At 73.1% G+C, this 24,597-nt stretch carries 21 protein-coding genes; 20 read left to right on the plus strand and 1 reads right to left on the minus strand.

What is annotated here, in order from left to right; translation table 11 throughout:
* Positions 1 to 32: 32 nt before the first annotated feature.
* Positions 33 to 908 carry a LuxR C-terminal-related transcriptional regulator gene (locus ACIGHB_RS06105; RefSeq protein WP_360312599.1) on the minus strand — a complete coding sequence of 292 codons (876 nt, stop codon included), beginning with the start codon at positions 906 to 908 and terminating at the stop codon, positions 33 to 35.
* 259 nt (positions 909 to 1,167) lie between these two features.
* Between ACIGHB_RS06105 and ACIGHB_RS06110 the strand changes: the two genes are divergently transcribed.
* From ACIGHB_RS06110 to ACIGHB_RS06205, 20 genes are all read left to right on the plus strand, one after another.
* Positions 1,168 to 1,359, plus strand: a complete 192-nt coding sequence (locus tag ACIGHB_RS06110; RefSeq protein ID WP_399909884.1) for a hypothetical protein — start codon at positions 1,168 to 1,170, stop codon at positions 1,357 to 1,359.
* A 61-nt stretch (positions 1,360 to 1,420) separates the two neighbouring features.
* Positions 1,421 to 2,761 carry a sugar phosphate nucleotidyltransferase gene (locus ACIGHB_RS06115; protein WP_399909887.1) on the plus strand — a complete coding sequence of 447 codons (1,341 nt, stop codon included), beginning with the start codon at positions 1,421 to 1,423 and terminating at the stop codon, positions 2,759 to 2,761.
* Positions 2,762 to 2,824: 63 nt separating this feature from the next.
* On the plus strand, positions 2,825 to 3,520 hold the full coding sequence (locus ACIGHB_RS06120; protein ID WP_360312593.1) for an SDR family oxidoreductase: 696 nt from the start codon (positions 2,825 to 2,827) through the stop codon (positions 3,518 to 3,520).
* Positions 3,521 to 3,885: 365 nt separating this feature from the next.
* Positions 3,886 to 5,127: an IS701 family transposase gene (locus ACIGHB_RS06125; protein ID WP_399909890.1), complete on the plus strand. Its 1,242-nt coding sequence runs from the start codon at positions 3,886 to 3,888 to the stop codon at positions 5,125 to 5,127.
* On the plus strand, positions 5,124 to 6,698 hold the full coding sequence (locus ACIGHB_RS06130; protein WP_399909893.1) for a maltokinase: 1,575 nt from the start codon (positions 5,124 to 5,126) through the stop codon (positions 6,696 to 6,698). Before ACIGHB_RS06125 ends, ACIGHB_RS06130 begins: the two co-directional genes overlap by 4 nt.
* Positions 6,699 to 6,737: 39 nt before the next feature.
* The gene (manB, locus tag ACIGHB_RS06135; protein ID WP_399909896.1) at positions 6,738 to 8,297 is read left to right on the plus strand and encodes a phosphomannomutase/phosphoglucomutase; all 1,560 of its coding nucleotides are present in this window, start codon (positions 6,738 to 6,740) and stop codon (positions 8,295 to 8,297) included.
* 131 nt (positions 8,298 to 8,428) lie between these two features.
* Positions 8,429 to 9,121: an EthD domain-containing protein gene (locus tag ACIGHB_RS06140; protein WP_399909899.1), complete on the plus strand. Its 693-nt coding sequence runs from the start codon at positions 8,429 to 8,431 to the stop codon at positions 9,119 to 9,121.
* An 86-nt stretch (positions 9,122 to 9,207) separates the two neighbouring features.
* Positions 9,208 to 10,044, plus strand: a complete 837-nt coding sequence (locus tag ACIGHB_RS06145) for a type 1 glutamine amidotransferase domain-containing protein (RefSeq protein ID WP_360312583.1) — start codon at positions 9,208 to 9,210, stop codon at positions 10,042 to 10,044.
* A 93-nt stretch (positions 10,045 to 10,137) separates the two neighbouring features.
* Positions 10,138 to 11,787 (plus strand): thiamine pyrophosphate-binding protein, encoded by a 1,650-nt coding sequence (locus tag ACIGHB_RS06150; protein ID WP_399909903.1) that lies wholly within the window; start codon positions 10,138 to 10,140, stop codon positions 11,785 to 11,787.
* The gene (locus ACIGHB_RS06155; RefSeq protein WP_360312579.1) at positions 11,780 to 12,379 is read left to right on the plus strand and encodes a DJ-1/PfpI family protein; all 600 of its coding nucleotides are present in this window, start codon (positions 11,780 to 11,782) and stop codon (positions 12,377 to 12,379) included. The genes ACIGHB_RS06150 and ACIGHB_RS06155 overlap by 8 nt, the downstream gene beginning before the upstream one ends.
* 5 nt (positions 12,380 to 12,384) lie before the next feature.
* Positions 12,385 to 14,235, plus strand: a complete 1,851-nt coding sequence (locus ACIGHB_RS06160) for an AGE family epimerase/isomerase (RefSeq protein ID WP_360312577.1) — start codon at positions 12,385 to 12,387, stop codon at positions 14,233 to 14,235.
* The gene (locus tag ACIGHB_RS06165; RefSeq protein ID WP_360312575.1) at positions 14,232 to 14,573 is read left to right on the plus strand and encodes an STAS domain-containing protein; all 342 of its coding nucleotides are present in this window, start codon (positions 14,232 to 14,234) and stop codon (positions 14,571 to 14,573) included. Before ACIGHB_RS06160 ends, ACIGHB_RS06165 begins: the two co-directional genes overlap by 4 nt.
* Complete coding sequence (glgX, locus tag ACIGHB_RS06170; RefSeq protein ID WP_360312573.1) at positions 14,570 to 16,717, plus strand: glycogen debranching protein GlgX; 2,148 nt, start codon at positions 14,570 to 14,572, stop codon at positions 16,715 to 16,717. Before ACIGHB_RS06165 ends, glgX begins: the two co-directional genes overlap by 4 nt.
* Before the next feature lie 52 nt (positions 16,718 to 16,769).
* Positions 16,770 to 17,081: an STAS domain-containing protein gene (locus ACIGHB_RS06175; protein ID WP_360312571.1), complete on the plus strand. Its 312-nt coding sequence runs from the start codon at positions 16,770 to 16,772 to the stop codon at positions 17,079 to 17,081.
* Positions 17,082 to 17,091: 10 nt separating this feature from the next.
* Entirely contained in the window at positions 17,092 to 17,601 is a 510-nt protein-coding gene (locus ACIGHB_RS06180) for an ATP-binding protein (RefSeq protein ID WP_360312569.1), read from the plus strand.
* 13 nt (positions 17,602 to 17,614) lie between these two features.
* Complete coding sequence (locus tag ACIGHB_RS06185; protein WP_360312567.1) at positions 17,615 to 18,925, plus strand: SpoIIE family protein phosphatase; 1,311 nt, start codon at positions 17,615 to 17,617, stop codon at positions 18,923 to 18,925.
* A gap of 15 nt (positions 18,926 to 18,940) precedes the next feature.
* Positions 18,941 to 19,708: a MinD/ParA family protein gene (locus ACIGHB_RS06190; RefSeq protein ID WP_360312565.1), complete on the plus strand. Its 768-nt coding sequence runs from the start codon at positions 18,941 to 18,943 to the stop codon at positions 19,706 to 19,708.
* 56 nt (positions 19,709 to 19,764) lie between these two features.
* On the plus strand, positions 19,765 to 21,804 hold the full coding sequence (locus ACIGHB_RS06195) for an alpha-1,4-glucan--maltose-1-phosphate maltosyltransferase (RefSeq protein ID WP_360312563.1): 2,040 nt from the start codon (positions 19,765 to 19,767) through the stop codon (positions 21,802 to 21,804).
* Entirely contained in the window at positions 21,801 to 24,074 is a 2,274-nt protein-coding gene (gene glgB / locus ACIGHB_RS06200; protein ID WP_399909912.1) for a 1,4-alpha-glucan branching protein GlgB, read from the plus strand. Before ACIGHB_RS06195 ends, glgB begins: the two co-directional genes overlap by 4 nt.
* A gap of 34 nt (positions 24,075 to 24,108) precedes the next feature.
* Complete coding sequence (locus ACIGHB_RS06205) at positions 24,109 to 24,594, plus strand: cation:proton antiporter regulatory subunit (RefSeq protein WP_399909915.1); 486 nt, start codon at positions 24,109 to 24,111, stop codon at positions 24,592 to 24,594.
* Positions 24,595 to 24,597 lie beyond the last annotated feature (3 nt).

The following is a 24,597-nucleotide window of genomic DNA, read 5'->3' on the forward strand; positions in this document are numbered from 1 at the left end:
GGGCCCGCACCCGACCGGGCCCGGGGCTTCGCTCAGGGAGTGTCCTCCGGCAGGATCTCCGACTGCGCCAGCATGTAGGCGAGATGGGCGCGGCTGCGGCTGCCGAACTGCTCCGCCGCCTTCTTGATGTGGTGCGAGACCGTGCGGGAACTGATGCCGAGGCGGGAACCGATGGTCGAGTCGGTGTACCCCTCCACCATGAGCCGCAGCACGGAGCGCCGGGTCTCGTTCGTCATCAGCGGCGGACGGGCCCGCTCCTGGGTGATGCTCACCGGTTCCGCGCGCTGCCACGCGTGGTCGAAGACCGTGGCGAGGTAGTGGACGATGCCCGGGTGCTCGATCACGAGCGCGTGGCTGTCCCGTTCGAGGCGGGGGTCGGGGATGAACGCGATGGTCCGGTCGTAGACGATGAGCCGGTCGAAGATCTCGTCGAGGGTGCGGACCTCCGCGCCGGCCGCGGAGACCCGCTCGATGTAGGCGAGCGTGGGCCCGTGGGTGCGGACGGTGTGCTGGTAGAGCGTGCGCTGCTTGACCCCCCGCCCGGACATCTCCAGATCACGCGGCAGCACCGACGCCAGCACGTCCGGGCTGCGGCTGCCGCCCGGCTGGGCGGCGAGCATCTCGTGCCGGCAGCCGTCGGCCGCGCGGCGCAGCGCCGCCGCGATGACCTCCCCGCCGTGCAGCGCCCGGGTGGGCGAGATGGAATTGCGCTGCTCGGCCCGGTAGACGTCCTCGGCCGCGGAGACCGCGTCGTACAGGGCGGCGATGGTGTGCTGCTGGACGAGGACGGCCCGCTCGATCGGACGGGACAGCTCGCTCGCCGCGATGTCGGGCGGGACGGCCGCGAATATCGCCGGGTTTTCGGCCAGCGGGCGGAGCAGGCCCAATTCGAGAAGACACTCGGGCATTTCTCCGGAAATGGGGCCTGTTCGCAGCGCGCCGCGATACGTCTCCAGACCGCGGTCGCAGACCCTCGCCACGTTCGTTTGGTGTGATATGTCCTTGTTTCTACACATTGGCTCCCCCTTCTGCTTCTCGCAATGCGTGATCACGATGCTACCGAAACCTCGTCCGGCGAGTTTTCTCCGGCATGATTTCGGATGTCGAGAGGCGCCGCTCCCGCTCAGGTGGCGGCGAATGATTCCAGACAATCCACAGGGGGAAGAAATGAGTTTCTTGAATTCCGCGAATGTAAGCGCTATCAGTGCCGCTCTCCTCGTCGGCGCCCTGGCCGTGGGCCTCCAGGCGGGCCTCGGCTCCGCCGCCGCCGACCCGGCCGGCGTCGTCAGCGCCGACGACGGCTGGGGCGTCGGCCCCCGCTCCGTGATCGCCAAGCCCGCCGACGACGGCTGGGGCTGACCGCCCCCGGCACCCGGGACCGTCAGTCATGCCCGCCATGGTCGACCACGAGGGGGACGCAGTGAGCACGGACGGGGAGACGGTCGGCATCATCCTTGCCGGCGGCCGGGGGGAGCGGGCGAAGCCCATCACCCTCAAGTCCACGGACTACATCCGGAGCAAGGCGCTCATCCCGCTGGTGGGCAGACGGCTCGTCGAATGGGTCGTCGACGCCTGCCGCGACCAGGGGATCCGCCGCTTCTACGTGGTCACCCACGGCCTGGAGAACCGGAACCAGATCAAGCTCCTGCTCGGACACGGCGAACGCCACGGCGTCGACGTCACCTACTCCCGGTCCCGCTTCGACCGCTACAACGTCGGCTCCGCCGGGGCCACCCTCCACAACCTCGAACAGTGGGACCTGCGCGGCAGGGCGCTCGTGCTGCCCGTCGACTCCCTCTTCGACTTCGACCTGAAGGCGATGGAGCGGGAGCACCGCCGGCGCGGCGCGGTGGTCACGGTGGCCGCCGTCGCCCGTACGGCGGCCGAGATCGCCGGCAAGTACGGCGTCATGCGGACCGACGGGGCCGGGCTCGTCCGGGGCTTCGTCGAGAAGCCGGGAGCGCGCGAACTCGCCGTCCTCTTCCCGGGCACCGAGGCGGACCCCGCCCTCACCCTGCCCACCAACGCCGGCATGTACCTGGTGGACTGCGACCGGCTGCGCGTCCTCGCCCGGGACCCGGGACTCTTCCGCCAGTCGCACCAGCGGCTCGACTGGGGCGGCGACCTGCTGCCCTGGCTCGCGGACCGCGGGCTCCCGGTGGCGACCCACACGATCGGCCGCCTCGGCGACCTCGGCAACGTCCCGGACTACCTGGACACGGTACGGCTCGTGCTCGACGGCGCGTACGAGCAGATGAACCGGCTCATGGACGCCCCGGACGGCCTCCGTCCGCGGCACTGGATCCACGAGACCAGCCTGCGGACCAAGGACGACGTCACCGGAACCACCCTCGCCCAGAAGATCGAGGAGGGCTCGGTCGTCGTCGGACCCGGCGTCAGGATCGGCCGGGGGGTCGAGATAGGCCCGGGGGTCCGGCTGGAGCACGCGGACGTCGGCGACGGTGCCGAGGTCAGGGAAGGCGCGACGCTGATCGACTCCGCCGTCGGCGACTCCGCCGTCATCGGCCCGTACGCCCACGTCGCCGACAGCTACGTGGGCCCCATGGCCGAGGTGCGGTCGGAGCGCGACCGGCCCGTACGGCTCGAAGGCCACTCGGCCATCGGCGACGGGGCCGTGCTGTGGCCGGGATCCCGCTTCTTCGGGATCACCGTCTACCCGCGCCTGAGCGTGCCGGCCCTGTGCGGTGTGCCCGCGCAGACGGAACTGAGAAGCGCCGAGGACATCCTGCGCTGGGCCTGAGGCCCGGCGCCGCCGGGAGACCGGCGTGTCGCCCCGGGGAGGCCCGGGGAAAGGGGGAGAACGATGAACGGTCCCATCGCGGTGATCGGCGGTGCCGGACGGGTCGGCGGTCTGGTGGCCCGTCGCCTGCACCGGCTCGGCACCCCGGTCAGGGTGGTCAGCCGGCGGCCCGAGCACGGCCCCGTGCCGCCGCCGGAGGGGGTCGAGACGTACCGGGCGGACGTCCGGTACGCCGACACCCTGGGCCCCGCGCTCGACGGCTGCGCCGGTGTGGTGTTCAGCGTCGAGCCGGGCACCGCCGAGAGCGGCCCCGACTGCCCGGAGAGCACGGTGTACGACGGCGTGCGCAATGTGCTCGCCGCGGCCGCCGCGAACGGGGCGCGCCCGCACGTCGTCCTGGTCAGCCAGATCTTCGTGACCCGCCGCGACCACCCGATGAACGCCTATGGGCGGCTGCTGGACTGGCGGCTGCGCGGCGAGGAGGCGGTACGGGGGTCGGCGCTCCCGTACACCGTGATACGGCCCAGCTGGCTCACGGACGACACCACCGCCGGCAGCCGCGTCCGGCTCGAACAGGACGACCGCGGCAGCGGCTGGGTCTCCCGGTCGGCCGTCGCCGAGGCGTGCGTGCGCGCGCTGCGGACGCCGGAGGCGGCCGGCCGCACCTTCGAGATCTACAACGAACCCGGCGCCGCGCCGGTGGACTGGGCCCCGCTCTTCCGCCGCCTCGCCCCGGACCGTGTCCTGACGACGCGATAAACCGCGACACGGGGCCCTGACCACGGGTCCCGACCCCGGGGCCCCGACTCCGGGCCCCACCACAGGACCCCCCACCACAGGCCCCGGACCCCGGGGCCGCCCACCCGCGGCGCCTTCACCGGCGCCCCCACCCACGACGAGGCCGGCCGGTTCAGCCGCCCGGTCCGTCCATGACGCCCGCCGGCAGGTACCCCCCGTTGCTCCGGCGGGCTCCGGACCCGGGGATCGGCGCAGGCAGCGGCCCGCCGACCCCGGTGTCCGGTGTGCCCGCGTCCCCGCGCGGCCCCGTCCGCGCCGGCCGGGCGACCGTCCCGCCCCGCGCGCCCCCGGATTGCATCCGTACGACCTCAGGAGAGGGCCGAGCCATGTCCAACGAGCGTCACCGGGACCTGCCCGAGGCGGTCGCCGAGGAGACGGTCGCCGAGATCGTCTCCCGGACCTTCACCTCCATTCCCCGCAGCGACCAGCGCCGCTGGGGCGAGATGTACATGCGCGGCCTCCTCTCCGTCGAGGGGAAGAAGACCATGCGGGCGCTGGCCGCCGGGGCCGGCGGCGGCGTCGAGCAGAGCCTCTACCAGTTCATCACCAAGTCGCCCTGGCACACCGCCCCGGTCCGCCGCGAACTGGCCCGGCTGCTCCAGCGCACCGCCCCGCGCGCCTGGGTCGTCCAGCCGCTCGTCATCGTCAAGGTCGGACAGCACTCGGTCGGCGTCCACCGCCAGTGGGTCCCGCAGATCGGCCGGTACGTCAACTGCCAGCGCGCCATGGGCGTCTGGCTCACCTCCGACCGCGCGAGCTGCCCCGTCGACTGGCGCCTGGCGCTGCCGGACTCCTGGGTCGCCGAGCCGGGGCTCCGCCGCCGCGCCTCCATCCCGGAGGACGTCGGCTCCTGCCCGCCCGAACAGTGCGCGATCGACGCGGTCGCCCGGATGACCGAGGAGTGGGACCTGCCGACCCGGCCCGTCGTGATGGACCTGCGCGAGTCCGACGCCACCCGCGTCTGCACCGAACTCCTCCGCCGCCGCACGCCCTTCGTCGTCCGCGTCGACCCGTCCCTGCTGCGGCGCGGCTCCGGCGACCTGCTGCGGGCGCTGAGCCGGCGGTGCCTGCCCGTCGAGTGGTACGACCACACCGCCGGGGCGCTCCGCGCGACCTCGGTCGGCACCACGACGGTACGGCTCCCGCTGCCGGACGCGCCCGGCGGCGACGGCTCCGACCGGGCCGACCTGGTGCTCCTCGGCGCGTGGACCGACCCGAACCGGCGCGCCCCGGGGGAGTACTGGCTCTCCAACCTCACCCGGACCCGGGTCGGCACGCTCTACCGCACCGCCGCCCTCGCCCGGAAGGCCGAGCGGGACATGGCCGAGATCGCGGACCCGCTGGGGCTGCGCGACTTCGAGGGGCGCTCCTTCCGGGGCTGGCACCACCACATGACGATGGTGTCGCTCGCCCAGGCCGCCACCGTCCTGTCCGCACCGCCCGCCGACGCCGCCCCGCCGGCCCCGCTCCGGCTGCCGCCGGTCCCGGCGCGCCCGCCCGTCCCCGCGCGCCCGGTCGGACCGGCGCGCCCGGTGGGCCACGGCACCCTGGGGGCGTCCGCCGCATGACGAGAACCGACCCCGCCGCGCGGCCCGCCGGCCCGTACCCGGCTCCTCCGCCGCCCGCCGGCCCGTACCCCGCCCCGTCACCGGCCGGTCAGCCCGGCCCGTACACCACCTCGCCGCCGCCCGCCGGTTGCACCGTCCGCGATCTGCCCGCGCTGCGGGACGCGCTCTGCGACCGGGTGCCCGGCTGGCTGCGGGGACGGCGGTGGTTCGCCGGGAAGGACACCCCGCTCGCCGCCGTCACGCCGGTCCTCGCCGAGCTGGTCGTCGAGGGCCCGGCGGCGCTGCTGCTCGCCGTCGTCCGCGCCGGCCACGACGAGCTGTACCAGCTCCTCGTCGGCGTCCGCGACGCACTGCCCCCGGGCCTCGGCGACGACGTGCGGATCGGCCGCGCCGAACTCCCCGGCGACCGGCGGCCCGTGCTGTACGAGGCCACCGGCGACGCCGAGCTGATGGGCCGGCTCCTGGAGCGGATCGCCCGAGGCGACCGCGTGGGCGTCCTGCGCTTCGAGCACGGCGGCGGCCCGCTGCCCACCGGGCTGCCCGCCCGCGCCGGAACCGCCGAGCAGTCGAACAGCTCGGTGCTCTACGGCGACCGGGCCCTCCTCAAGGTGCTGCGCCGCCCCACCCCGGGACCCAGCCCCGAACTCGAACTGCTCGCCGCGCTCGACCGGGCCGGCGGCGTCCGCGCCGCCGCCCCGCTCGGCTGGATCCGGTCCGCCCCGGGCGGGCCCGGCGGCGGCACCACGCTCGCGATCCTCCAGGAGTTCGTCCCCTCCCGGGGCGACGGCTGGCAGCTCGCCGTCGAGGCGGCCCGCGCGTGCGTGGCCGGCGAGTGCGAGACGGTCGCCCCGCTCGGCGGCTTCGCCGAGGAGGCGCGCGCCCTCGGGCGGGCGACCGCCCGCGTCCACGCCGCGCTCGCCGCGCAGCTAGGCAGCCGCGCCCCGAGCCCCGCCGAGGCCGGCGCGCTCGTCGCCGCGCTCGGCGACCGGCTCACCGAGGCCCTGCGCGAGCTGCCCGAACTCGGGCCGTTCGAGCGGCCCCTGCGGTCGGTGCAGCGGAGCCTCGCCGAAGCGGTGCGGCGCGGTGACGCGCCGCCCGTGCAGCGCGTCCACGGCGATCTGCACCTCGGCCAGGCCCTGCGCGCCGAGGACGACTGGGTCCTCATCGACTTCGAGGGCGAGCCGGGCCACTCGGTGGGGGAGCGCCGCCGGCCGCAGCCCGCGCTCCGGGACGTGGCCGCGATGCTGCGGTCCTTCGACTACGCCGCCCACCACGCCCTCGCCGGGCTGCTCGGCGCACCGCCCGGCGCGCAGTCCCCGCAGGACCTGCGCGGCACCCGGCTGGCCCGCCGCGCCTCCGCCTGGGCCGTCCACAACAGGCGTGCCTTCTGTGCCGGTTACGCCGAGGCGGGCGGCGCGGACCCGCGCCGCGCGCCCGTGCTGCTGCGCGCCTTCGAGGCGGACAAGGCCGTGTACGAGGCGGTGTACGAGGCCCGGAACCGGCCCGAGTGGCTGCCCATCCCGCTCGCGGCCGTCCGGCGGCTCGCCCACGGCCGGCTCCCGGCCGGCTGACCCGCCCCCGATCCCCCGACGACGAAGGAAGCAGGAGCGATGAGCACGACTCCCGGCACCGCGCCGGACCGCTACGCAGGACAGGACCGCCACGCAGGACAGGACCGCCACGCAGGACAGGACCGCCACGCAGGACAGGACCGCTACCCAGGACAGGACCGCTACGCCGGACTGGTCAAGGCATACGACATCCGGGGCCTCGCCCCCGAACTGCTCGACGCGGAGGCGGCCCGCCGGATCGGCGCCGCCTTCACGGAGCTGACCGGGGCCTCCCGCATCGCCGTCGCCCGCGACATGCGCGCGACCTCGCCCGCCCTGGCCGCCGCCTTCGCGGACGGCGTCCGCGACCGGGGCGCCGACGTGCTGGACGCGGGACTCGGCTCGACCGACTACCTGTACTACGTGTCCGGCAGTCTCGGCGTGCCGGGCGCCATGTTCACCGCGAGCCACAACCCGGCCCGGTACAACGGCGTCAAGCTCTGCCGGGCCGGCGCGGTCCCGGTCGGCGACGGCACCGGCCTGGAGCGGATCCGGGCCGCCCTCACCGAGCCCTCGCCGCCGCCGGTCGCCGCCCGGGGCGGCCTGGCCGCGCTCGACCTGCTCGACGGGTACGTGGCCCACCTGCGCTCGCTCGTCGGCCTCGACGGCATCCGCCCGCTCAAGGTCGTCGTCGACGCGGGCAACGGCATGGCGGGACTGACCGCGCCGAAGGTGCTCGACCACCCGCTGCTCCGGGTGGTGCCGCTCTACTTCGAGCTGGACGGCGAGTTCCCGAACCACGAGGCCGACCCGATGAAGGCGGCCAACGTCGCCGACCTCAAGGCGCGGGTGGTTGCGGAGGGCGCGGACCTGGGCCTGGCCTTCGACGGCGACGCCGACCGCTGCTTCGTGGTGGACGAGCGCGGCGAGGGCGTCAGCCCGTCCCAGGTCATCGGCCTCATTGCGGCCCGCGAACTGGCCCGCCGCCCCGGCCGGGCGGTGGTGCACAACCTGATCACCTCCCGCGCCGTCCCGGAGCTGATCGCCGAGGCCGGCGGCAAGCCGGTCCGCTCCCGCGTGGGGCACTCCTTCGTCAAGGCGCTGATGGCGGAGCACGACGCGGTCTTCGGCGGCGAGCACTCCGGCCACTATTACTTCCACGACTTCTGGTTCGCGGACACCGGCATGCTCGCCGCCCTGCACGTCCTCGCCGCCCTCGGCGAACAGGACCGGCCGCTGTCCGCGCTGATGGCCGGATACACGCGGTACGCGGCCTCCGACGAGATCAACGTCCGGGTGAGCGACCCGGAGGCGGCCGTCGAGGCGGTCCGGGCCGCCTTCGCCGCCGGCGCGGACGACGGCGCCGGGAGCGGCGTCCCGGTGAGCCACCCGGCCGCCGCCGTCCAGGCGGTCCGCGCGGCCTTCGCCGCCGCCGAGACCGACCTCCTCGACGGGCTCACCGTCGAGCTGCCCGGCGGTGCCTGGTTCAACCTGCGCGCCTCCCAGACCGAGCCCGTCCTGCGGCTCAACGCGGAGGGCGCCGACGCGAACGAGGTCGCGACCGTACGCGGCCGGGTGCTCGACGTACTCGCCGTGCACGGCGGAATCGACCCCTCCTGAATTCCGCTCCGCACACCCGGGAGAACGCGTGTGCGGACAGTTCAGGAAGTCCCAGGACGATCTTTGACCGGCCGAGAAGCACCCGGTGAAGATGACACGAGTTCACGGAATGTGAAAGAGGGAGAATCCCGATGATTCACCAGTTCATTCTGGCGGCGCCGAAGCCCGGTATGACCGCCCAGGAATTCCAGGACTACTGGGTGGACGTGCACGCGGTGAAGTACGCCGCGAAGATCCCGCAGATCCGCAAGTACATGGTCGACACCGTCGTCGACATCGAGGAGAACCTCGGCACGCCGGCCCTGCCGCACCAGGGCATCGCCGAGATCTGGCTCGCGAACGGCGAGGAGCAGCTGGCCTCCCTCCAGACCGAGGAGTTCCTCCAGGGCGCCCGCCTCGACGAGCCCCACTGGGCCGCGTTCTGGCAGACCCTGGTCGTCGACACCACGGCCCACGAGCTGGTGCCCGGCCCCGAGCAGGGCGGCGGCGTGAAGCTCACGGTGCTGCTCAAGCGCCGGCCCGGCCTCGGCCTCGCGGAGTACCGCGAGGCGAGCCTCGGCGCGTACGCCGACGCCGTGAAGGAGATCCCGGGCCTGCGCCGGCATCTGCACGCGCACACCGTGGACGGCGCCTACGTCTTCGGCGAGGCCGCCTTCGACTCCGTCGAGCAGCTGTGGTTCGACGACGTGGACGCGCTCCGCGAGGCGCTGCGCGCGTACTCCACCGGCGAGGTCCGGGCGGCCCGGGACGCGATCGTCGACCCGAAGTACGTCTTCTCGCTCGCCGTGAAGGAGAACTGGATCATCGGCCCCGAGGCCCGCTGATCCGCCCACCGAGGTGGCTGCGACGCCGGCGCCCGGCGCCCGCGGACGCGGCCACCCCTTCCGCACCCACCACCCAAGGAGAAGGCGTGGCCAGGAAGAACGCCAAGAAGATCCTCGTCGTGCTCTCGGAGTACGGCTACTGGGGCGAGGAGCTCGTCGGCCCGCTCCACCACTTCGACCAGCGCGGCTACGAGGTCGACTTCGCGACCCCGACCGGCAAGCGGGCGCACGCCCTGCCGCCGTCGATGGACCCCGGGTACATCGACCCGCCGCTGGGCCGCTCGGTCACCTCCGAGGAGGTCGCGCGGCTCACCCGCGAACTGGACGCGTCCGACCGGCTCGACGACCCGATCGACATCTCGGGCTGGCTGCCGCAGCGCCCGTACACCTCGGACGACGACTACCTGCGCCGCCTGGAGGAGTACCACCGGGCCGTCGCCCTGGTCGAGCAGGAGCTCGACGCCTACGACGCGCTCCTCATCGTCGGCGGCAGCGGCCCCATCGTGGACCTCGGCAACAACGAGCGGCTGCACGAGATCGTGCTCGCCTTCCACCGCGCGGACAAGCCGATCGCGGCCGAGTGCTACGGCGTGACGCCGCTCGCCTTCGCCCGCGACTGGGAGGACCGCGCGTCGATCATCCGCGGCAAGCGCGTCACGGGCCACTGCAAGGAGTACGACTACAAGGACGGCACCGGCTTCCTCGGCACCGACTTCGTCATGGGCCCGCCGCCGTACCCGCTGGAGTACATCCTGCGCGACGCCACCGGACCCGACGGCCGTTACATCGGCAATTTCGGCAAGGAGACCTCGGTCATCGTCGACTACCCGTTCATCACCGGGCGTTCGACCCCCGACTCCTACCTGACCGGCGAGAAGGTCGTCGAGGTTCTCGAGGACGGTCTGCGCCGCTTCGGCTGGTGACGCCGGCGCGTTCCGTACGGCCGCACTGAACTTCTTACGGCCGCGCGGAATTCCGTACGGCAATCCGAAGAGATCCGACGAGAGAAGGAGAACATGGCCAGGCAGGGCAATGCCGCGATCATCGAGCAGTTCATCGCCGACGGAATTCCCTTTATGTTCGGCAACCCCGGGACGGTCGAGCAGGGGTTCCTGGACGCGCTGGAGGACTACGACGAGCTCCAGTACATCCTGACCCTCCAGGAGACCGTCGCGGCCGGCATCGCGGACGGCTACGCCCGCGCCACGGGCCGCCCCGCGCTCCTCCAGCTGCACAGCGGAGTCGGTCTCGGCAACGCGATCGGCATGCTCTACCAGGCCAAGCGCGGGCACTCGCCGCTCCTCGTCATCGCGGGCGAGGCCGGTGTGAAGTACGAGGCGATGGACGCGCAGATGGCCGCCGACCTGGTGGCCATGGCCGAGCCGGTGACCAAGTACGCCACCCGCGTCACCGACCCGGACTCGGTCCTGCGGGTGCTGCGCCGCGCCATGAAGACGGCCATGACGCCGCCCCGGGGGCCGGTCTTCGTCGCCCTGCCGATGGACGTGCTCGACGCGCTCAACTCCGAGCCGGTCGTCCCGACCACCTTCCTCGACACCCGGTCGGTGCCCGTCCCCGAGCTCGTGGAGCGGGCCGCGGAGCTGCTCGCCGGAGCCGAACGCCCGCTCGTCCTGGTGGGCGACGGCGTCTCGGCCTCCGGCGGCCAGGAGGAGCTGGTCCGGGTCGCCGAGCAGCTCGGCGCGGACGTGTGGGGCGTCGACTTCTCCGAGGTCAACCTGGACGCCCGGCACCCGCTCTACCGCGGTCAGCTGGGCCACATGTTCGGCGAGGTCAGCCACGAGGTCGTGAAGGACGCCGACGCCGTCCTGATCGTCGGCACCTACGTCTTCCCCGAGGTCTTCCCGGTCACCGGCGGGGCCTTCCGCGAGGACGCCAGGATCGTCCACATCGACCTCGACGGCTACGAGATCGCCAAGAACCACCCGGTGAGCCTCGGTCTCGTCGCCGACCCCAAGCACACCCTGGCCGCGCTCGCCGAGCGGCTCGACGCGCGGCTGACGGACGCCGACCGCGCGGCCGCCGCCGCCCGCCTGGAGGCCCGCCGGGCCGCACAGCCGGCCGCCCCCGCGCCCGACGGCTCGCTCCTGGACGCCTTCATGCGCGAGCTGGCCGCCCAGGTCCCCGAGGACGTCGTGATCTTCGACGAGGCGCTGACCTCCGGCGGACCGCTCAACGCCCATCTGCCCGGCCGGATCCCCGGCCACTGGTTCTCCACCCGGGGCGGCTCCCTCGGCGTCGGCATCCCGGGCGCCATGGGCATCAAGCTGGCCCACCCGGAGAAGACCGTCATCGGCTTCACCGGCGACGGCGGCTCCATGTACACCATCCAGGCGCTGTACACGGCGGTCCGGCACGGCATCGGCGCCAAGTTCGTGATCTGCAACAACCGCAGCTACAAGCTGCTCGACCTCAACATCGAGCAGTACTGGCGCGAGCGCGGCGTCCCGCACCACGCCCACCCCACCCCCTTCGACCTGTCCCACCCCGACCTCGGCTTCGCCGAGATCGCCCGGGGCTTCGGCGTCGAGGCGGTCCGGGTGGACGCGCCGGAGCAGGTGGCCGACGCCGTCAAGCGGATGCTCGCCGACGACGCGCCGTTCCTGATCGACCTCCGGACCACCGCCGAGGAGCGGAACGATGACTGACCTACCGGTCCGCCCCGGCGTCCTCACCGGCCGCCGGATCGCGATCCTGGCCGAGAGCGACTTCTACGAGCCGGAGATCTCCTACTACCAGCGGCGGTTCGCCGAGGAGGGCGCCCAGGTCGAGCTGTTCAGCCGGCTGTGGGGCAACCGCTCCCTCACCTTCACCGGCCACGAGCACCGCGCCCCGCTCACCGTCACCCGCGACCTCTCCGAGCTCGACGACCGGCGGCTGCGCGAGTACGGCGCGCTGATCGTGCCCTCCGGCATGGTCGCCGACCGACTGCGCTACACCGAGGACATCGAGCGCCTCGCCCCCGCCACCGACCTGCTGCGCCGGGCCTTCTCCCGGTCCGGGCTGGTCAAGGGGATCATCTGCCACGGCATGTGGCTGGCCGCCTCCGTCCCGTACACCGTCCGCGGACGCAAGGTCGTGTGCCACAACAACCTGATCGGCGACGTGCGCAACATGGGCGCCTCCTACGTGGACCAGGACGTCGTCGTCGACGGCGACCTGGTGACCGCGCGCACCGGCGACCACTGCCATCTCTTCGCCAGGACCATCATCGACGAGCTCGTGCTCCGAGGGGCGTGACGATCATGACGAGCAACGCGGCAACGGTGGACTTCACGTTCTCCGACACCATCGCCGGCCGGATCACCGGCTTCGACCGGGAGGCCCGGGTCCTCACCCTCGCCACCGCCGACGGCCGGAGCTTCGACGTCGCCCTGGACGGCGGCCCGAGCGCGGAGCTGCTGCACAACCTGGGCGAGCCCTACCAGGACGCCTCCGGCCACATCGACGACCTCGCCGAGGAGGGCCGCTTCGTCCTCGCGTACGGCGTCTTCTACCCGCGCCCCGGCGGCGGGCTGCGCTTCGAGGCCAAGCGGCTGGTCTTCGTGGGCCGGCAGGCCGACGACTACCGCTTCGAGGAGGGCGGCTGGTGGGTCCGGCAGATCGAGGAGATCGCCGCCTTCTACCGCAAGGCCCAGTTCGGCGACGGGCCGGTCGACTTCCGCGAGTACCGGACCGAGATCCGGCTCAGCGGCGAGAAGACCGCGAGCCACGTCCAGGAGACCGACACCATCTCCCGGCTGGTGTACGGCATGGCCTCGGCCTTCCTCCTCACCGGCGAGGACGAGTACCTGGAGATCGCCGAGCGCGGCACCGAGTACCTCCGCGAGCACATGCGCTTCGTCGACGGCGACGAGAACGTCGTGTACTGGTACCACGGCCTCAAGGTCGACGGGGACGTCGAGTCGAAGCTCTTCACCTCGGAGTTCTCCGACGACTACGACGCGCTCCCCGCCTACGAGCAGATCTACGCCCTGGCCGGCCCCGTGCAGACGTACCGCATCACCGGGGACCCGCGGATCAAGGCCGACGCGGACGCCACCCTGCGGCTCTTCGACCGCTTCTACCTGGACCCCGAGCACGGCGGCTACTTCTCGCACATCGACCCGATCCTGCTCAGCCCGGACCACGAGTCCCTGGGCGCCAACCGGGCGCGGAAGAACTGGAACTCGGTCGGCGACCACGCCCCCGCGTACCTGATCAACCTGTACCTGGCGACCGGCGAGAAGAGCTACGCCGACATGCTGGAGTACACCTTCGACACGATCGTCGAGCGCTTCCCCGACACCACGCACAGCCCCTTCGTGCAGGAACGTTTCCACCGGGACTGGTCGCACGACACCACGCACGGCTGGCAGCAGAACCGCGCCGTCGTCGGCCACAACCTCAAGATCGCCTGGAACCTCATGCGGATGCAGGCGCTCCGGCCCAAGGACGCCTACCTCGACACCGCCGTCTCCATCGCCGAGACCATGCCCGAGGCCGGCGCCGACCGGCAGCGCGGCGGCTGGTACGACGTCGTCGAGCGGGTCAAGGCCGACGGGGAGGACCGCTTCCGCTTCACCTGGCACGACCGCAAGGCGTGGTGGCAGCAGGAGCAGGCCATCCTCGCCTACCTCATCCTGCACGGCCACACCCGCCGCGAGGACTTCCGCACCGAGGCCCGGGACGCCCAGTCCTTCTACAACGCCTTCTTCCTCGACCACGACGAGGGCGCCGTCTACTTCAACGTCCTCGCCAGCGGCCTGCCCTACCTCCTCGGCGTCGAGCGCCACAAGGGCAGCCACTCGATGTCGATGTACCACTCGGCCGAGCTCTGCTACCTGGCCGCCGTCTACAACAACCTGCTGATCAACGGCAAGGCGATGGACTTCTGGTTCAAGCCCGACCCCGCCCTCGTCGACGACGGCCTCCTGCGCGTCGCCCCCGACCTGCTCCCCGCCGGCTCCGTCCGCATCGAGTCCGTCGAGATCGAGGGCGAGCCGCACGCCGACTACGACGCCGACGCCCTCACCGTCCGGCTCCCCGAGACCTCCGGCCGCGTCAAGGTCAGGGTCCGGCTCGCGCCCGTCCCCCGTCCGGAGGTGACCGGATGACCGTCAAGATCACCACCCGCACCGAGGGCGCCGCGACCGTCGTCGCCCTCCAGGGCGAGATCAACTCCACCACCTCCGGCGGACTCCAGGCCCAGCTCCTGCCGCACGTCGGCGAGGGCTGCGAGGTCCTCATCGACCTCACCGCCGTCTCCTACGTCTCCAGCGCCGGCCTGCGCACCCTCCTGATCGTGCACCGCCGCGCCCAGCAGGTCACCGCCCGGGTCACCCTGGTCGGGCTCTCCGAGGAGGTCCACTTCGTGATGTCCGCGACCGGCTTCCTCGACTTCTTCGACATCGCCGAGAACCTCGACGCGGCCCTGGAACGCGCGGGCCGATGACCACCCCCGACACCCGCGAGCGCGTCGACGCCTTCCCCACCCGCCGGATCGGCGGCCACCGGGTCAGGGCCGGCCGGCCCTTCCCGTACGGCGCCCATCCGGTGCCCGGCGGCATCAACTTCTCCGTCTACTCCGACCGCGCCACCGCGATGAGCCTGGTGCTCTTCGAGCGCGGCGCAGCCATGCCCATGGCCGAACTGGAGTTCCCGCCCGAGTTCCGCACCGGCAGCGTGTACGCGATGACCGTCTTCGGCCTCGACCCGGAGAACATCGAGTACGGCTTCCGCGCCGAAGGCCCCTGGAACCCCCGCGAGGGCGACCGCTTCGACAGCCGCAAGGTCCTCGCCGACCCGTACGCCCGGCTGGTCTCCGGCCGTGACGTGTGGGGCCGGGAGCCGGACTGGGACGACGTCTACCCGTACCGCTCGCAGGTCCCCGACGAGGACTTCGACTGGGGCGACGACACCCCGCTGGGCATCCCCACCGAGGACCTCGTCATCTACGAGACCCACGTCCGCGGCTTCACCCGGCACCCCTCCTCCGGGGTGTCGGCCCCCGGCACCTACGCGGGCCTGCGCGAGAAGATCCCGTACCTCAAGGAGCTCGGCGTCAACTGCGTCGAACTCCTCCCCGTCTTCGAGTTCGACGAGCTCGACAACCCCCGCACCGACCCCGCCACCGGCGAACGGCTCCACAACTACTGGGGCTACAACACCGTCTCCTTCTTCGCCCCCAAGGCCGGCTACGCCGCCACCGGACGCTTCGGCATGCAGGCCGACGAGTTCAAGTCGCTCGTGAAGGAGCTGCACAAGGCCGGCATCGAGGTCATGCTCGACGTGGTCTTCAACCACACCGCCGAGGGCAACGAGCACGGCCCCACCATCTCGTTCCGCGGCCTCGACAACGCCACGTACTACATGCTCACCCCCCAGGGGGAGTACTACAACTTCAGCGGCACCGGGAACACCGTCAACTGCAACCACCCCGTCGTCCGCGACTTCGTCCTCTCCTGCCTTCGCTACTGGGTGGCCGAGTACCACATCGACGGCTTCCGCTTCGACCTCGCCGCCATCCTCGACCGCGCCCCCGACGGCACCCCGCTGCCCAACCCGCCGCTCCTGGAACAGCTCGCCCACGACCCGGTCCTGCGGCACACCAAGCTCATCGCCGAGGCATGGGACGCCGCCGGCCTCTACCAGGTCGGCGCGTTCCCCAACTACGGCCGCTGGTCGGAGTGGAACGGCAAGTACCGCGACACCGTCCGCCGCTTCATCAAGGGCGAACCCGGCCTCGTCGGCGAACTCGCCACCCGCATGGCCGGCTCGCCCGACCTCTACCAGGGCCGCACCTCCTCCGCCTCCGTCAACTTCGTCACCGCCCACGACGGATTCACCCTCGCCGACCTCGTCTCCTACAACGACAAGCACAACGAGGCCAACGGCGAGTCCAACCGCGACGGCGCCGACGACAACCACAGCTGGAACTGCGGCGAGGAGGGCCCCAGCGCCTCCGCCCACGTCCGCGAACTCCGGCTGCGCCAGATGAAGAACATGCTGGCCATCCTCCTCACCAGCCAGGGCGTCCCGATGATCCTGGCCGGCGACGAGGTCGGCCGCACCCAGCTCGGCAACAACAACACCTACTGCCAGGACAACGCCCTCTCCTGGTTCGACTGGGGACTCGTCGAGGCCAACGCCGAACTCCTCGCCTTCACCCGCGGCCTCATCGCCTTCCGCCACGCCCACCCCGTCCTCCGCTCCACCGACCACCCCCTCGGCGTGGACCGGGTCGGCAGCGGCTACCCCGACGTGAGCTGGCACGGCGTCCTGGCCTGGTCCCCCGACTGGGCCGAACACAGCCGCGTCCTCGGCATGATGCGCTGCGGCCGGCACGCCAAGGGCGGCACCGCCCCCGACGACCACGTGTACGTCGCGGTCAACGCCCACTGGGAGGCCCACGACCTGGAGCTGCCCGGCCTCCCCGACGGGCACCGCTGGCACCTCCACGCCGACACCGGCGTGCCCCTCCCGTACGGGCTCCACGCCGTCGGCGAGGAACCCCCGCTCGAACACCCCGGCCGCTACCACCTCGGAGCCCACTCCGTGGTGATCCTCGTCGGCCGCCCCGCCGGGGAACCCCGCTGACCCGCCGCCCGCCCGCGCACCCACCCACCGGACCACCGAGAGGAAGCCCACCGTGTCCTTCGACGCCACCCTCAGCTTGACCGGCGAGGTCGCCACCATCGAGCTCAAGGGCGAGCTCGACGCCTCCACCGCCTCCCGCTTCCACGACCTCATCGAGGACGCCGCCGGAGCCGGCGCGCTCCGCCTCGACATCCACGTCAGGCTCCTCACCTACCTCTCCAGCGCCGGACTGCGCTCCCTCGTCTTCGCCCGCCAGAAGATGGGCGACGAGGTGCGCATCAGCGTCGTCGGCGCCACCGAACCCGTGAGCCGGACCATCCGCCTCGCCGGCTTCGACCACAGCATCGACCTGATCGACGCCTGAGGAGGCGGCCATGGCGATCGACTTCAGCACCGCACCCGCGGGGGCCGCCGCGCCCTGCGCACCGCTCCCCGGCGACCCCGCCGACCCGGCGGCCGGCCCGGCCCCCGCGCCCATCGGCGTCCCGGCCGAGCTGGAGGCGCTGGACCGGATCGCCCGGTTCACCCTGGACCTCGGGGAGCGGGCCGGACTGCCGGCGGGCCGGCTGTACCGGCTGCGCCTCGCCGCCGACGAACTCGCCACCAACATCGTCATGCACGGCTACCGGGGCGCCCCCGGCTGCATCCTCGTCGACGGCGGCATCGAGCCCGGCCGCGTCTGGATCCGCTTCGTCGACGACGCCCCGGCCTTCGACCCCCGGAAGGGCCTGCGCGCCCCCGAGCTCGACGTGCCCCTCGCCGACCGCAAGGTCGGCGGGCTCGGGGTCTTCCTCGCCCTGACGGCCGTCGACTCCTTCGACTACGCGCTGGTGGCGGGCCGCAACGTCTGCACCCTGGCCATCGCCCGGCACGACAACGGATAGACGAGACGAAGACATGTCACAGACGCAGACGCAGACGGAGACCCCGGCCGACTCCCGGCCGGAGAACCGGCAGGCCCGCACCAAGGTGCTCCTCCTCGACGAGCACCACCGGGTGCCGCCCGAGCTGAGGAAGGCGCTGGAGGGCCTGGACGCCGACGTCCGCGTCCGCACCCCGGCCGAACTCCTCGCCGCCGCGGCCGGCGCGTCCGGCGAGACCGAGGTCGTCCTCGCCTCCGCCCGGCTCTCGCCCAGCACGGTCAAGGCCGTCACCCGCCGGCTCGTCGAAGAGGGCCAGAGCCCCACCGTCGTGGCCTTCGCCGAACACGAACTCCACCTGCTCGGCGGCCACATCAGGGCCGGATCCGACTACCTCGTCCCGCCCTTCTACCCGGAACTCGTGCGCGCCCGGCTGCGCAACTGCCACGAACGGGCCGCCTTCAGCCGCACCCTGGAGGACGTCGCCGCCCACGCCGAACTCCTCAGCTACGAGCGCGAACTGGAGATCGGCCGGGAGATCCAGGGCGGCTTCCTGCCCGACACCCTCCCGCAGTTCGACGGCTGGGAGATCGACGTCCGCTTCCGCCCGGCCCGCACCGTCGCCGGAGACTTCTACGACGTCTTCGAACTGGTCAACCGCCGCCGCCTGGCCCTCGTCGTCGCCGACGTCTGCGACAAGGGCGTCGGCGCCGCCCTCTTCATGGCCCTCATCCGCAGCCTGCTCCGGCACACCGCCGAACAGAGCGGCCTGCAGAACCTCATCGCCGCCGACCTCCTCGGCGAGAGCGGCGACTGGGAGGAACACAGCCGGGCCATCCCCGTCGTCGGCGCCACCCCGCTGCTCAACGCCGTCGTCGGCACCAACAACTACCTCACCCGCAACCACATCCGGCAGGGCTACTTCGCCACCATGTTCTTCGGCGTGCTCGACCCGGTCACCGGCAACCTCGTCTACATCAACGGCGGCCACAACCCGCCCGTCCTGGTCAGCGGCGACGGATCCGACCCCGTCTTCCTGGAGCCCACGGGACCCGCCGTCGGCGTCATGCCCGACGTCACCTTCTCCCTCGGCTACGCCCAGATCAGCCCCGGGGACACGCTCTTCATCTACACCGACGGCGTCACCGAGGCCCGCGCCGGGTCCGGCGGCTTCTTCGGCGAGGACGCCATGGTCGAACAGCTCACCGCCGCGGCCGGCCGCGGCGAGGAACTCCTCGACCACATGGACGGCGTCCTCGACGCGTTCGTCGGAGCCGCCGAACAGTCCGACGACATCACGATGATGACCGTCCACTGGCGCGCGCCCGAGCCGGACCCCGCCCCCTGAGGAGACCTGGAGACCATGTCGCAGATCATCACCGTGCACTCGTACCGAGGCGGCACGGGGAAGTCCAGCACCGCGGCCAACCTCGCGCTGCTCCTCGCCTCGGCGGGCCGCCGGGTCGCGCTGGTGGACACGGACATCCAGACGCCCGCCCTGGACGTGATGTTCGGCGACGTGGTCGGTGCCGTGCGCCGCTCGCTCAGCGACTACCTGATCGGCGGCTGCGAGATCGAGGACGCCGCGTACCCCGCCGAGGTCGAGGCCGGACACGACGGCCTCTTCCTCGTCCCCGCCCGCAGCCGGGCGGCCGGCGCCGGCGAGATCATGGGCCGGGGGTACGACGTCGGGCTGCTCCGCGAGGGCTTCGACCGGCTCATCGACTCCCTCGCCCTCGACGTCCTCATCCTCGACACGCACGCCGGCTTCAACAACGAGACGGTCACCGCGATGGCCAGCTCCGACGCCCTCGTCGTCGTCACCCGGGCCGACCGGCTCGACCTCGCGGGCGCCCGCGAGACCATGTCCCTCACCGGCCGGCTCGGCTGCGGACGCCTCAGCGTCGCCGTGAACATGGTCCCGGCCGGCATGGACCGGGAGCGGCTCGACGCCGTCGTCGAGGGCGCGTACGGCACCGGGATCACCGCGGTCCTCCCGTACGCCCCCGAGATGGCCACCCTCGCCGGCGAACGCCCCTTCAGCACCGCCTACCCGCACCACGCCCTGGTCACGGGCTACCGCCGGATCATCGCCGACGTCCGCAACGGCACGACCGGCTTCCGCCGCTGACCGGCGACCGCCCCACCCTTCCCAGCGACCGCACCTCGGTGCGAGGAGGCACGCACATGAAAGGCAAGCCCGACGCCCGGCGGTTCCCGCCGACGGTCGGCCGGATCCCGATCGCCGACGTCCGTCCCCGGGTCGACGAGGGCCGCCGCCCCGCCCGCGCCGTCCCCGGGGAGGTCTTCGACGTGTCGGCGACCGTCTTCCGCGAGGGCCACGACGCCGTCGCCGCCAACGTGGTCCTGACCGACCCCGACGGCCGCACCGGACCGTGGAGCCCGATGCGCCTCGTCGCCCCCGGAACCGACCGCTACACCGCCCGGGTCTCCGCGAACCGCGAGGGCGACTGGAGCTACCGGGTCGAGGCATGGGCCGACCCGTGGGCCACCTGGCGCCACACCGCCGAGATCAAGGTCCCGGCCGGCCTCGACATCGAACTGGTGCTCGCCGAAGGGGTGCTGCTCCTCGACCGGGCCGCCCAGGAGCGGCCCGGCGCCGACGAGGAGGACGCCCGCGCCGTCCTCGCCGCCGCCCGTGACCGGCTCGCCGACCGGGACCGCCCGCCCGCCGACCGCCTCACCGCCGCCCTCGCCCCCGCCGTCGCCGCGGTCCTCGCCGCCCGACCGCTGCGCGACCTCGTCACCCGCTCCCCGGAACTCCCCCTCCGGGTCGACCGCGAACGCGCCCTCTACGGCGCCTGGTACGAGTTCTTCCCCCGCTCCGAGGGCGCCGTCCCCGCCGTCGCCGACGCCGAGGGCGTCCTCGACCCGCCCCGCTCCGGCACCTTCCGCACCGCCGCCGAACGGCTCGACGCCGTCGCCGACATGGGCTTCGACGTCGTCTACCTGCCGCCGATCCACCCCATCGGCCGCACCCACCGCAAGGGCGCGGGCAACACCCTCACCGCGGGGCCCCACGACCCCGGCTCCCCGTGGGCGATCGGCTCCGCCGACGGCGGCCACGACGCCGTCCACCCCGACCTCGGCACCCTCGACGACTTCGACTTCTTCGTCGGCCGCGCCCGCGAGCTCGGCCTGGAGATCGCCCTGGACTTCGCCCTCCAGTGCTCGCCCGACCACCCGTGGGTCACCGAGCACCCCGAGTGGTTCCGGCACCGCGCCGACGGCTCCATCGCCTACGCCGAGAACCCGCCCAAGAAGTACCAGGACATCCACCCGGTCGACTTCGACACCGACCCCGACGGGCTCTTCGAGGAGTGCCTGCGTGTCCTGCGCCACTGGATGGACCACGGCGTGCGCATCTTCCGCGTCGACAACCCGCACACCAAGCCCGTCGGCTTCTGGGAGCGGCTCCTGGAGGAGATCCACGCCACCGACCCCGACGTCCTCTTCCTCGCCGAGGCGTTCACCCGCCCCGCGATGATGCACGCCCTCGCCCGGGTCGGCTTCCACCAGTCGTACACCTACTTCACCTGGCGCAACTCCAAGGACGAGGTCGAGTCCTACCTCTCCGAACTCGCCGGGCTCGACGGCGAGGAGAGCGCCGCCTACCTGCGGCCCAACCTCTTCGTGAACACCCCCGACATCCTCAACGCCTACCTCCAGTACGGCGGCCGGCCCGCCTTCGCCATCCGCGCCGTCCTCGCCGCCACCGCCGCCCCCACCTGGGGCGTCTACGCCGGCTTCGAGCTGTACGAGAACGTGCCCGCGGGCCCCGGCAGCGAGGAGTACCTGGACTCGGAGAAGTACCAGCTCCGCCCCCGCGACTGGAAGGCCGCCGAGGCGTCGGGCGACACCCTCGCCCCCCTCGTCCGGACCCTCAACCGGCTCCGCCGCGCCCACCCGGCCCTGCACGAGCTGCGCAACCTCCACTTCCACCGCACCGACAACGACGCCGTCGTCTGCTTCTCCAAGCGGGCCGGCGACGACTGGGTGCTGGTCGTGCTCAACCTCGACCCGCACAGCGCCCGGGAGGCCACCGTCCACCTCGACCTGCCGGCCCTCGGCCTCGACCGCGCGGAGACCTTCGCCGCCCACGACGTCCTCTCCGGCGAGACCTACCCGTGGGGGCGGGACAACTACGTGCGCCTGGACCCGCGCGACCGGGTGGCCCACGTCATCACCGACAGGAAGCTCTCGTGACCACGGCACCGCCCGCCCTCCGCCCGGCCGCCCGCCCCGCCGAACCCGGCGCCGGGCCCGCCCCCACCGGGCGCGGCGCCGCCGAGCCCGGCCCCCTCGCACCGGACCCCGCCGTCCTGCGGCGGCTCCGGGCCGGCGAGACCGGCGACCCGCACGCCCTGCTCGGGGCGCACCCGGGACCCGCCGGGGTCACCCTGCGGGCGCTGCTGCCGCTCGCCGACGCCGTCACGGCCGTCACCCCGGCCGGCGCCCCGCTCGCCGAGCTGCGGCCGGCCGGCGGGGGCCTGTTCACCGGACTCCTCGCCGGCCTCGACGCCGTACCCGACTACCGGCTGCTCGTCCGGTACGGGACGGAGGAGCACCTGGCGGACGACCCGTACCGCTTCCCGCCCGTCCCCGGCGAGCTCGACCTGCACCTGATCGCCGAGGGCCGGCACGAGCGGCTGTGGACGGTGCTCGGCGCCACCGTGCGGGAGCACCGCCCGGCCGCGGGCCCGCCCGTCACCGGCACCGCCTTCGCGGTGTGGGCGCCGAACGCCCGGGCCGTCCGGCTGGTCGGCGACCTCAACCACTGGAACGGCGCCGGGCACCCGATGCGCTCGCTCGGCGCCACCGGCGTCTGGGAGCTGTTCGTGCCGGGCGTCGGCACCGGCTGCCGCTACAAGTACGAGATCCTCCGGCAGGACGGCACCTGGGCGCAGCAGGCCGACCCGCTCGCCGCCTCCGCCGAGTCCGCCCCCGGCACCGCCTCCGTCGTGCACGCCTCCACCCACCGGTGGACGGACGCCGCCTGGATGGCCGGCCGGGCCGGGCGGAGCGCCGAGCGGGAGCCGATGAGCGTCTACGAGGTCCACCTCGGCTCGTGGCGGCCCGGACTCGGCTACCGGGAGCTCGCCGCCGAACTCCCCGCCTACGTCAAGGCGCTGGGCTTCACCCACGTCGAGTTCATGCCGGTCGCCGAGCACCCCTTCGGCGGCTCCTGGGGCTACCAGGTCACCTCGTACTACGCCCCGATGGCCGCGCTCGGCACCCCCGACGACTTCCGGCACCTGATCGACGCCCTGCACGCGGCCGGCATCGGCGTGCTCCTCGACTGGGTGCCCGCCCACTTCCCGCGCGACGCGTGGGCGCTCGCCCGCTTCGACGGCACCCCGCTCTACGAGCACCCCGATCCGCGCCGCGGCGAGCACCCCGACTGGGGCACCCTCGTCTTCGACTACGGCCGCCCCGAGGTCCGCAACTTCCTCGTCGCGAACGCCGTCTACTGGTGCGAGGAGTTCCACGTCGACGGGCTCCGGGTGGACGCCGTGTCCTCCCTGCTCTACCTCGACTACTCGCGCGGCCCGGGGGAGTGGCTGCCCAACGCCCACGGCGGCCACGAGCACCTGGAGGCCGTCGAGTTCCTCCAGGAGACCAACGCCACCGTGCGGCGCCGCTGCCCCGGCGTCGTCACGGTCGCCGAGGAGTCCACCGCCTGGGAGGGCGTGACCCGCTCCACCGACACCGGCGGCCTCGGCTTCACCCTGAAGTGGAACATGGGCTGGATGCACGACTCGCTGTCGTACATCACCCAGGACCCGGTCCACCGCCGCCATCACCACCGGGCGCTGACCTTCCCCTCCGTCTACGCCCACGCCGAGCACCACACCCTCGCCATCAGCCACGACGAGGTGGTCCACGGCAAGGGCTCGCTGCTCGCCAAGATGCCCGGCGACCGCTGGCGCCGGTTCGCCGACCTGCGCGGCTACCTCGCCCTCATGTGGGCCTTCCCCGGCAAGCAACTCCTCTTCATGGGGCAGGAGTTCGCCCAGGACACCGAGTGGTCCCACGAGCGCGGACCGGACTGGCGGCTGCTCGGCGACCGCGCCCACACCGGCGTCCGCGACCTGGTCCGCGACCTCAACCGGCTCTCGCTCGCCACCCCCGCCCTGTGGCGCGGGGACGGCGACCCCGCGGGCTTCCGCTGGATCGACGCCGACGCCGCCGAGGACAACGTCCTCTCCTTCGCCCGGTACGACCCCGAGGGCGAGGACGGCCCCCTGGTCTGCGTCCACAACTTCCGGCCCGACCCCCGCCCCGCCTACCGTGTCGGCCTGCCGGGACCCGGCCGCTGGACCCAGGTGCTCTCCACCGACGCCACCGCCTACGGCGGCGCCGGGCTCGGCAACCCCGGCCCGGTCGAGGCCCAGGACGTGCCCTGGCAGGGGCACCCGTACAGCGCCGAGTTCGTCCTGCCGCCGCTCGGGGCGATCTGGCTCCGCCGCGCCTGAACCACCCACCGAACCGAGGAGAGAGGGGGGCACCGTGCCCGCTCCGCGCTTGAGGACCACCCCGCTGCCCGGCGTCGGCGTGCAGTACGAGCTCACCACCCGCCGCCACGACACCCTGTCGGTCATCGCCCACCGCGACGGCACCCGCACGCTCAACGTCCACCACGACGACGACCCCGACTCCGCCGGGCTCTCGATGAGGCTCACCCCCGGCGAGGCGCTGGCGCTCACCGACGCCCTCGTCCCCGACCACAACAGCCCCAACCTGCTGCACACCAGCGACTTCGGGCTGATCGCCGAACGGGTCACCATCGTCGGCACCTCCTACTGGAACGGCCGCACGCTCGGCGAGACGCAGATGCGGACCCGGACCGGCGCCTCGATCGTCGCCGTTATGCGCCGCTCCCACGCCGTCCCCTCGCCCGGACCCGACTTCCGGCTGCGCGGCGGCGACACGATCATCGTGATCGGCACCCGGGAGGGCGTCGACGGCGCCCACGACATCCTCGACCGGGGGTGACCC

The organism is Streptomyces sp. NPDC085460 (genome assembly GCF_044541975.1).
In the GTDB taxonomy this organism is placed as follows: Bacteria; Actinomycetota; Actinomycetes; order Streptomycetales; family Streptomycetaceae; genus Streptomyces.